This is a genomic window from Providencia sp. M-27, assembly GCF_011077905.1.
Taxonomy (GTDB): Bacteria; Pseudomonadota; Gammaproteobacteria; order Enterobacterales; family Enterobacteriaceae; genus Providencia; species Providencia huaxiensis.
Map to the genome: position 1 here is coordinate 1 of NZ_JAALBT010000032.1, position 9,829 is coordinate 9,829.

Consider the following 9,829-nt stretch of genomic DNA (forward strand, 5'->3'; position numbering starts at 1 on the left):
CTAAGAACTATGTATAAACCTCTCGATATTAGAACTAGATTCACATTTATTCAAGTAATAAACAGGAGGATTATCATAAGTGATATTAACAGTTCAAAATTCTTTATTTGGGTAATTTTATATATAATTCATAATATTAGATATCTTAATTATATATTTTTCATCACAAAATAAGAATGGTAAATGTGTGATAGAAGGCATGGAAATTTAAATTAAAATAATGTCTAATTGTACCTGTTACTGATTATAAAGCTCCATAATATTTACTTTATTTCTTGTAAAAAATAACTGTTTAATAATGTGAGGATAAAATGAATCTAAAAAAAAAGCTTATTAGTACTTCATTATCACTAGCGATTACTGGGATGATTAGTACAAGTTCATTAGCCGCAGATGATACCAAGTTAAAAGCCACAAAAACGAATGTAGCGTTTTCTGATTTTACCCCTACAGAATATTCCACAAAAAACAAACCAAATGTTATACTTATTACTGTTGATGATTTAGGCTATGGTCAACTTCCATTTGATGAACGTTCTTTTAATCATAAATCAATGGAAAACAGAGAAGTCGTTGATACTTATAAAATTGGTATTGAACAAGCGATTGAAGCCGCTAAAAAATCAACACCAACATTGCAATCATTGATGAATGACGGTGTAAAATTAACTAATGGCTATGTTGCTCACGGTGTTTCAGGTCCTTCTCGAGCGGCAATAATGACAGGTCGTTCACCTGCACGCTTTGGTATCTATTCAAACACAGATGCTCAGGATGGAGTACCTCTAGAGGAATTATTTTTACCTGAGTTATTTCAAAAACATGGCTATTATACCGCTGCAATAGGGAAATGGCACTTGTCAAAAATAAGTAATGTTCCTGTTGATGAAAAAAAACAAACTCGTGACTATCATGATAACTTTATCACTTATTCAGATGAACCGTGGCAGCCACAAAATCGCGGTTTTGATTACTTCATGGGCTATCATGCAGCTGGTGTAGCATATTATAATTCTCCATCATTTTTTAAAAATAGAGAACGTATTGAAGCAATTGGCTATAGTAGTGATCAACTAACTGATGAAGCAATTGGTGTTGTTGATAGAGCCAAAATGCTTAATGAACCATTTATGCTTTATTTAGCTTATAATGCACCACATCTACCTAACGATGATCCAGCACCTGACATTTATCAAAAACACTTTAATACTGGAAATCAGACAGCAGATAATTTTTATGCTTCCGTTTACTCAGTTGATCAGGGCGTTAAAAAATTACTTTCTCAGTTAGAAAAAAACGGCCAATTAGATAATACAATTATATTCTTTACATCTGATAATGGTGCTGTTATTGATGGACCATTACCATTAAATGGTGACCAAAAAGGCTATAAGAGCCAAACAAATCCAGGTGGTGTTCATACTCCAATGTTTGTATGGTGGAAAGGAAAACTTCAGAATGGCAATTACGATAAGCTAACTTCAGCAATGGATTTTTTCCCAACAGCTTTAGATGCAGCTCAAATAGAGCGTCCTAAAAATTTAGATGGCGTATCTCTACTCCCTTATATTTCTAAAGATAAAAGCAACTCTAAATCAAGTGAACCTCATAAAAATTTAGCTTGGATAACTGCATATTCACATTGGTTTGATGAAGAAAACATTCCATTCTGGGATGGATATCATAAATTTGTTAGAAAAGAATCAGATGATTATCCTCACAATCCAAATACTGAGGATTTGAGTCAATTTTCTTATACAGTTAGAAATAATGACTACTCCTTAGTCTATACAGTAGAAGATGACAAATTAGGGTTATATAAAGTTACGGATTTACAAGAGAAAAACAACCTAGCAGATGATAAACCAGAAGTTGTAAAAGAAATGCAAGAAACAATAAAAGAATTTATTAATTCAAGTAAACCACCAATCAATGATATTAATAAAAATAAGTTTGGTGAGATTAAAAAATCATTAGGTCTTTAATTAATAAATGGCAGGTAATACCTGCCATATTTAGGTGGGTATATGCACTTCACAATTAAGCCAACAAGTTTCCAATGTAACATCAAATGTGATTATTGTTTCTATTTAGAAAAAGAACATATTTTTCAACATAAAAACTGGATGAACAATGAAGTTCTTGAAAAATTCATAAAAAAATATATAGATGCTTGTAATACAAAAAGTGTTTATTTCACATGGCAAGGAGGAGAACCGACTATGGCAGGAATCTCCTTTTATAAAAAAGTTGTAGAATTACAAAATAAATATAAAGGCAGTAAACAAATTTTTAATGCATTACAAACGAACGGATTACTGATTAATGATGATTGGTGTCAATTTCTAAAAAAAAATAACTTTCTGATTGGAATATCTATAGATGGACCAGAGGATCTACATAATAAATATAGAAAAACAGGTTCAGGGAAAGGTACGTTTAAAAAAGTACTAAATGCTATTGAACTATTTAAACAGTACAATATAGAGTTTAACACCTTAACAGTCATAAATAATTATAATGTAAATCATCCAATTGTCGTTTATGAATTTTTAAAAGAAATTGGTAGTAAACATATTCAATTTATAGAACTACTAGAAACAGATGTTCCCAATGAAAAATTTATTGGTGATATAAAGTTTGATATTATAAATTTCTCTGTACCATCCGAGTCCTATGGTATTTTTATGTCCGAAATATTTAAACGTTGGATTAAATATGATTTTGGAGATATATTTATAAGGCAGTTTGAGAGTTTTATTAGCTGTTTTCTAGGGAATGGACATAGCAGTTGCATATTTCAACCTGTATGCCACGATAATTTTGTGATCGAATCAAACGGTGATATATATGAATGTGACCACTTTGTATATCCAGATTTTAAAATAACAAATATAGATGAAGATATCGAAAATATTTCCACTCCGAAATTATCATTTGAAAAGGCAAATCTTTCTAAAGAATGTTTGGAATGTGATTATAAATCCATATGTAATGGAGGATGTCCTAAGCATCGGATTAATAAAGCTACAAATGCAAATATATCTTACTTTTGTCATGGTTATAAAAAAATGTTCTCAACAATAGTTCCATACCTAAATGCAATGACTTCATTAGCAAAAAATAATATACCATTAAATGAGATATCAAAAATTGCAGATCAAATCGAAGCAATAAATAAAGCCTAATACTTTAGATAAATGGGGAAAAATAAGAGTAACATTTCCCCATACAGCATATCAATTATTTGTGCTAATGCTTATCTATAGACTACTCCCTAATGATACCCGCCTAATTCAACTAAAATAGTATCATTTAGCACTTGAACCCATCTATATGATTCAGTATCATTTGGGTATTATAAATGATACCAAAGGGCTTATATGATATTCGGCTATGCAAGAGTTTCTTCAAAAGATCAAAATTTAGAAAGGCAGCTTTCAGTACTGGAGCCTATTTGCGACAAAGTGATCCAAGAAAAAGTATCAGGGAAAAATATTAACGATAGGCCAGAACTACTATTACTATTATCGCATTTAAGGGAAGGTGATACTCTCATTACAAAGTCTATCGATAGATTAGCCCGTAATACTAAAGAACTCTTATCGCTAGTGGATGAGTTAGTAGAAAAAGGAATCACTGTTAGGTTCTTAGACAATAACATGAGTTTTGATAATTCTCCCGCTTCAAGGCTAATTTTGACCATGATGGGAGCAGTGGCAGAGTTTGAACGAGGTATTATTGCATCTAGAAGAGACGAAGGCATTGCTATTGCTAAAAAAGCTGGAAAATACAAAGGAAAACAAAAAAATGCAGTACTACATAGTAAAATAAGTGAAATGCTAGAAACTGGAAAATATACTGCTGATGAAATAGCTAAGCTTTGTGATTGTGGTCGAGCTACGGTTTTTAGAGTGAAGAAATTACGATCAGTTAACCAACAAACATAGCTCATTTTTTTTACTTATTATATCTTTATAGGACAATCCTATTGATATCATAGTATTAAAAGGTTTTATTTTAATTAAAGAGTGAGTTTATGTAACTCACTCCAATTTATTGGAATACTATTATATATTACCTGCAAGATCGTAATACGTATCACACATTTTTTGATCTACTGTTTTATTTTTATTACTAGAATATGATCTTATACCTATATTTTTATATTTCACCATTCCATCTCGCCATGAGATAAATTGATATGGATTCCTGTCTGCTTGTTCTAAAACTTGATAAAAGTATATATCAAATTTTTCACTATAAAATTTAGCCATTTTTCGATTATTCGGAACCGCAGTTGAGTAGCCGTAACAGTAAGCAACATAAAATATTTCTTTTTCATATTCTGAGCTTCCTTTTACAATCGAACGCTCAACTTCCCTAGATACTGGGACTTTATTGGAATTATTTACGCTATTTTTTGATGTATTATTCTCTGCATTCTTGTTAGTATTGAATACCAATACTAAAATTAAAAATGTTAGTATAAATCCAATAAAACTAATGCCAACCAAAAAAATATATTTAATAAACCCATTTATATTACTTTTAATGCACCATTTATTCAACTTTATATAACAATATATTCCTATTAACATACTAATTAAAAATAGCACTAACGGATTCATAAAAAGCCCCATTCTATATTAAATGACTATTAACAGTGGTTATTAGATGAAATTGTTTCTTAACTTGTTAAATATCAATCAATTAACTTATATCATGTTATTATTTAATGAATTAAATAAAATGTATTGACACCCACTTAACTATTGTTCAGACTAAATCCAACTAAAATGTCTTTGGCATATATTTAAATTCAAAAGCGTCAGGATTTCTGGGTATATGATTAGTTAATTTTTGAGATTCAGTATAGAAACACTCCTCCATTTTCGGTATAATTACTTTCTGTTTTTTTCTTAGTATTTCCTCTGATTTTTTTATTTCAACATCTCGTACATGTACAGGAAATTGCTGCCAGTACTTCACTTGCTCACCATACCATGAACTTAATTTATTAAAATCTTTTTGGCAATCTGGACGAATTTTTCCATCAAAATCTTTCAAACTTATTCCATAGCTTAAATATATATTAACTGCTCTCGAAAATTCAAAACTACCAATAGGATAAGATTTTATACTCTTATAAAGTGACATTTCTAATGGATCTTTATCATTAAATTCTAAGTATACAATTTCATTATCTGTATTCTTATACTTAAGAACTACAGTAGGAGATGTCAGAGTATGAAGTACTGAGTACATTACAATATATAACAATACAGAAGGAATAATAGCCACAAAAAATATGGAACCTTTGCCTAATCCTTTCCCCTTAAAGTATCTAGACATTTTTTTATAGACTAATACAGCTAAAAATGTAGTGATAACAATAACAATTAATTGAGACACCTAATTCTCCTTGATTAGATTTTTACATTTAATTGAATCAATTATACCACACCCTTCAATATCGATCGATAAAAACGATCGAATTTTATAGAACGATCGTTAAAATCTATCAAAACTATCGATAGTCAATCTATCAATAGGAGATAACGATCAATCAGCTTATTTGAAAAACTAATTGATCTTAATCATCTATAGTGCTTAATGCATTGAATTTTAATTGTTAAATGCTAATCCAGATAATGAAAAGTGCTGAATTTTATATACAGTGATACGTTTCTTAGATTTAGTAACCTTGGTTGAGTTCTCTATAGATATGTACTTTTTGATTATTCGGCTTGCCATTTTGTTTTTTATAAAAAAAGTGTCCAATGGGGCAGCAGAGGTATTAAGAGTTACATTATTACCATTGGACACTTTTTTACTAATTAACGATTTCCAATCAGGGCTATTGAGCATTAAATCAACGTTATTGTTGAATTCATCAACTAATACTATTTTAACAACTTCTATTGCGATCTTTTGAATATTATCTGAGCTTATATAACTGCTTAATGAATTATCCTTAAGATATGAAAACAAGCATTTTTGTACTTCTGAAATGACAAATTGTCTATACTTGCACTCTGCTTTATTATTCTCAATATCTTTAAGTACTTTATCCTTATAACTCCTATCTTTTATTATTGAATCAATGACGTGAGGTATGTCACTGTCTTTTAAGCCACCTAGTTTCATTTGTTCAATTATTATTTTGTATTTACTAAAAGTAAAACCTTTAAATTCTGGTTCTTTTCCTAATTTGAAGTACTCATTTAACTCATTTAGCTCATTATTTTCTTTTTGTAATTTTGATTTTTTTTCAACTTTCTTATTTTCACTTATCTTATTATTAACATTAGTATCAGTAGAGTAATCGTCATAAATTGGGAGAAATATTTGAAAGTTGTACTCAAATAGTCTTGACATGAAATAGTTAAACTCATTACTGGCTTTTTCTTTTCTATTCAAATAGCTGTTATAATCAATAATATTATAATCAACATAAAAATCATCATTTTTAATATATACACCCAATAAATTACCAATAGAATAATGTTCATAAAAACTATTTTTTTGTTGATTGTTTTGTACATTATCAAAACATTCTTTTAATGAACTAGCTTGTTTTTTTGCCGATTCTATAGCTTTTTCAATATTATTATCAATGGTTTTCATTATCTTTTTTGTCTCAACATAGTAATTTACGTTTTTCATTTTTTTTATATTTCTAAATCTATTGCTAAATTGTTCAATTCTATCTGGTTCTGTTTCCTCACAAATAAAAATATCAACCTCATCTAAATCATCAATAATACTAAGCCCTTCTACAATGCTATTAGTACCAATAATACAATCATAATCATTCATAGTTCCAGTACTAAATAGATCTTTAACGTTTTGGGTTGATTTTACATCAGCATTAACTAATAAATATTTTTTCCCTGATTCTCGCCCAATATATTCTCCTTTAGCCTTATCATTTATCAATAGTATTGATTTTCTATAACTACATTTTAAATCTCGTATAATTGAAGATTCTTTACTTTTGCAAAAGTATGTTTGGATCTGTTTTACTGCTTTATCCTTTTTTGTAACTTTACTTACTGTCTCAAATTTTCTATGGCAAAAATAATTTGGTTTAATTGTTCCAGACATAAAAATAACTTTATTAAAAAGCTTTATAGCTTCATTAAGTATATCAATTACTTCATGTTTGTAATCATAGTCAAATATAATACCATGAGCTTCATCTATTACTAAATCCCAATTTTTACATTCTTCAGGGCTATTCATCATCGTTTTTAATTGATTCCACGTTGCTATATTATCCTTATATATATCGTTATTACTACCAGCTTGCTGAACGATAGATACTAATGGTGTTACTACTTTTGTATTTTTTCTATGCCCCATAGCATAATTTTTACCAATTCCAGTACTTGCAATTAGTAAATTAATACCTTTTTTGAATTCTATTTTATCAATAACATCTGATAAATATTGTTCTTCATCTAGTTGTATCTCATAATCGTAAATCACTGAATTATCATGTGAAATATGATTCGTATTTAATAATATCTGAGTTTTTTCAGGGAGGAATTTTCTTAATCCTAAAATACTGCCATATGATGAATGAGCCTTTTGATACATATCTGTCCCTGAGTTTGTTGCATCAGGCTTACTTACTTTTTCGATAATACCTGCTATATCATCCTCTTGATAACCTGAACTTTTCAAACAACTCGCTAACTTGAGTTTTTCATTATAATCAAAAAAATTATTATTATTATGGCTAACGATTAATTCTGATATTTTACTTTTATTTTTAACTTCATAGGAAGTACCACTTTTATGAGCGTTAAATACATCTATACTAAAATTATTGTCTATAGCTTGTTTTTTTTCCAAAATAGTAATATCAAAAAATATTCCTTTATTGTGTGTGGATACAAACTGTGAACTATATTTCTTGTTTATTCGTGGTAAATATTGTATCTGTAAACTTTTACAAAAAGAGGGATCAGAATAATTAAATCTACAGGATAACCCTTTAGAGTAACTATTATATTCATCTCTATCAACTGCCTCTAATAGTGGTAAGACAACTCTAAAACGATCTTTTCCTTTTAGACCTTGGCTACCCGTAGAATATAATAGGTATTCATATTCTTTTAAGTCATTTTGAACATCTTGAATTGAAGCATCTCCATCAATATCAAGAACTATAGCGTAGTATTTTATGACATTCTCTTGTGTTCTTGGCTTGCCTTCCATCATTTCGGCAAATATTATGCCATCAAAAAAATCTTTTTCTTTTTTATACTCATCAATATTTGAAGCATTAAAGCTAGGCCACTTACATTTATCTAATAAACATTCGACTATTGAATCCCAACTATCATTACTATGTATTACATCGCTATTGCTATTAGATGAGTACTTGTTTTTATACCACGTAAAGTACAAAACAGTATTTGAATATAATTCTTCTTTCATGTGTTTCCTTTCTGTTGAAAATTACTTCCTTGTTTAACATTTTAATTAACACTTAACAACAAGTTATATTTAAGTATTAATGTCCTCTGATCATCTAGTTATAAATTTAATTATAATACAGTACCGTTATATCTATAGTAATGCACAATACTTTACTATAGATATGGCAATACCATGAACGTATATGTTAAATTTAATTTGAATTTCAGAATATATACTCTAAAAAAACCGAGTTCTAGTTTTATCTATTCTATTATTTTTGAGTCTTAGTTCTATTAGTCCTGTTAGTCCTGTTAGTCCTGTTAGTCCTGTTAGTCCTGTTAGTCCTGTTAGTCCTGTTAGTTCTATTAGTTCTATTAGTTCTATTAGTTCTATTAGTTCTATTAGTCCTGTTAGTACCTTTAGTACTCATTAAACTTTGTATAGTGCGAGGTGATATGAGTATTCCAAATTTATTATGTACCTCCTTTACCAAACTATAGGTACATAATTTACTATTTTCTATAAAACAAACTATTTCAGATGAAATAATCGATTCATCTCTATATAGATTACAAGCTCCATCATACCAATGCTTGAAGTTAATCACTTCATTATTATATAATTTTTTTATATAACTTATAGATATACTTTTCTTACCTAATTCTTTATTAATTTCACTAATGGTATCTTGCGTAGTTAAAATATATGTATACTCTGAATTTGTTAATGATACGATTTTCATATTAAATCCTATTGTTAAGTTTAAACCATGATAGGATATTTAATATTGAGTGAACTAGTATTGATCATGTTTTCTATTGGAGGTAACTACAATCTAGAATATGTGAAATTAATATTTCCAGTTTAATTCTAGACGGTACATAATATATCCATCAATAACTATCATTTAATATCAATACTCTTTTAATGAACTCTCATTTAAGAGCCCATTAAAAGACAGTATTCACAATCGAATAAAAAATATCACTGTATTTCTTTGCCTATCATCTGGTCATATGAATTATAACGCATGATTTTAAATTTTTCACATCATTCCTGAAAATAATTTCATTACATAAAACCATTTCTCAAATAATCTATCTGACAGCCTTATTATAACGCATAACTTTCATTTTCGCATAATTTCTTTAAATAAATTTTCTTGCATATCAATTTTCTTATCACGATAATATCGTGAAATAATTATTAACAAGCATAAGGTACTGAATTCTAAACTCAATAAAATAAAAGCAATACCGAGGAAATATAATTCAAGTTCTATTTAAATTGTTATTGCATTAATTTAAATAGAACTTAAATACAATTACTTTACTTTTAAAAGTAGTATAAACTTATAATTCAGTTTTTATATTAATTATTAATTATTAATTATCTA

At 28.4% G+C, this 9,829-nt stretch carries 6 protein-coding genes; 3 read left to right on the forward strand and 3 right to left on the reverse strand.

Annotated elements, in window-relative coordinates:
* Positions 1-311 precede the first annotated feature (311 nt).
* The 3 genes from G6Q48_RS21220 (at position 312) to G6Q48_RS21230 (ending at position 3,950) form a co-directional block, all read left to right on the forward strand.
* The gene (locus G6Q48_RS21220; protein WP_166268322.1) at positions 312-1,985 is read left to right on the forward strand and encodes a sulfatase family protein; all 1,674 of its coding nucleotides are present in this window, start codon (positions 312-314) and stop codon (positions 1,983-1,985) included.
* Positions 1,986-2,027: 42 nt separating this feature from the next.
* Positions 2,028-3,188 carry an anaerobic sulfatase maturase gene (locus G6Q48_RS21225; protein WP_166268324.1) on the forward strand — a complete coding sequence of 387 codons (1,161 nt, stop codon included), beginning with the start codon at positions 2,028-2,030 and terminating at the stop codon, positions 3,186-3,188.
* A 195-nt stretch (positions 3,189-3,383) separates the two neighbouring features.
* Positions 3,384-3,950, forward strand: a complete 567-nt coding sequence (locus G6Q48_RS21230; RefSeq protein WP_166268326.1) for a recombinase family protein — start codon at positions 3,384-3,386, stop codon at positions 3,948-3,950.
* 120 nt (positions 3,951-4,070) lie between these two features.
* On the opposite strand, the gene G6Q48_RS21235 is transcribed toward G6Q48_RS21230, so the two are convergent.
* From G6Q48_RS21235 to G6Q48_RS21245, 3 genes are all read right to left on the reverse strand, one after another.
* On the reverse strand, positions 4,071-4,631 hold the full coding sequence (locus G6Q48_RS21235) for a hypothetical protein (RefSeq protein WP_166268328.1): 561 nt from the start codon (positions 4,629-4,631) through the stop codon (positions 4,071-4,073).
* A gap of 163 nt (positions 4,632-4,794) precedes the next feature.
* Positions 4,795-5,415 (reverse strand): hypothetical protein, encoded by a 621-nt coding sequence (locus G6Q48_RS21240; RefSeq protein WP_166268330.1) that lies wholly within the window; start codon positions 5,413-5,415, stop codon positions 4,795-4,797.
* Positions 5,416-5,628: 213 nt separating this feature from the next.
* Positions 5,629-8,451, reverse strand: coding sequence for a hypothetical protein (locus G6Q48_RS21245; protein ID WP_166268332.1), 2,823 nt, complete (start codon positions 8,449-8,451; stop codon positions 5,629-5,631).
* Positions 8,452-9,829: the final 1,378 nt, after the last annotated feature.